The 927-nt window shown below is 68.4% G+C and carries 2 protein-coding genes; both read right to left on the bottom strand.

The genetic code is table 11. The features are described 5' to 3' along the window. Positions 1 to 134 (bottom strand): DnaJ domain-containing protein (locus B4E30_RS10060; RefSeq protein WP_286795148.1); only part of this gene is annotated, 134 nt, incomplete at its 3' end. An 8-nt stretch (positions 135 to 142) separates the two neighbouring features. Further along, entirely contained in the window at positions 143 to 748 is a 606-nt protein-coding gene (locus B4E30_RS10065) for a nucleotide exchange factor GrpE (RefSeq protein WP_071045457.1), read from the bottom strand. Between the last annotated feature and the right edge of the window lie 179 nt (positions 749 to 927).

Raw genomic sequence — 927 nt, forward strand, 5'->3', positions numbered from 1 at the left:
TCCCCCGGGTTGGAATCGGGGTGGTAGGTGCGCGCGAGCTTTCGGTAGGTCTTCTTGAGGTCGGCGGCGCTGACCTCCTTGGAGACACCGAGGACCTTGTAGAAGTCCTTGTCGAACCAGTCCTGACTCGCCACGTGTCCTCCTACTCCGCCGGAACGGCGACGACGACCTTGGCCGGACGCAGCTCGACAGAGCCCAGGCGGTATCCGACCTCGACGACCTCGAGGATCGTCGGGGTCTCGGTGCCGGGGGTGGGTGCCTGGAAGATCGCCTCGTGGTGCTGGGGGTCGAACGCCTCGCCGGCGGCGCCGTAGGGCTCGATGCCCATGCGCTCGACGACGCCGCGCAGCTTCTCGGCGATCGCGGCGAAGGGCGTCCCCTCGTTGAGGTCGCCGTGCTTCTCAGCGCGGTCGAGGTCGTCGATCACCGGCAGCAGTCCCTTGGCGACCGAGCCCTTGGCGCGCTCGATCTCGACCTCGCGCTGCTCTTCGGTGCGGCGGCGGTAGTTGGCGTACTCGGCCTGCAGGCGCTTGAGGTCTCCCAGCAGCTGCGACTCGAGGTCGGCGAGCACCTGGTCCTCCGCGTCGGCACCGGCGGCGTCTTCGGATTGCTCCGCACCGAGGATGTCGTCGACGGTCAGGGCCGGATCCTCCGGCTGAGGGTCGGAGGCCTGAGCCTCCGACCCCTCGTCGCCGGGGACCTCGTTCTCGGGGACCTCGTCGGGTCCCGGTTCGAAGTCCTTGGGCATGGTTACTTCTTCTCCTCCGAGCTGTCCTCGTCCTCGTCGACGACCTCGGCGTCGACGACATCCTCATCGGACTCCGTCGATGCCTGCTCCTCCGACGCGCCGGCGCCGGGGGCGGCCTGCTCGTTCTGCGACGACTGGTAGATCGCCTCGCCGAGCTTCTGCTGGCTCTGGTTCAGCTT

The organism is Microbacterium sp. UBA3394, from assembly GCF_002358725.1.
In the GTDB taxonomy this organism is placed as follows: Bacteria; Actinomycetota; Actinomycetes; order Actinomycetales; family Microbacteriaceae; genus Microbacterium; species Microbacterium luteum.

Bases quoted from the DNA above. Each gene is read 5' to 3' on its own strand.
- B4E30_RS10065 (WP_071045457.1), bottom strand. From the start codon at position 748: ATGCCCAAGGACTTCGAACCGGGACCCGACGAGGTCCCCGAGAACGAG.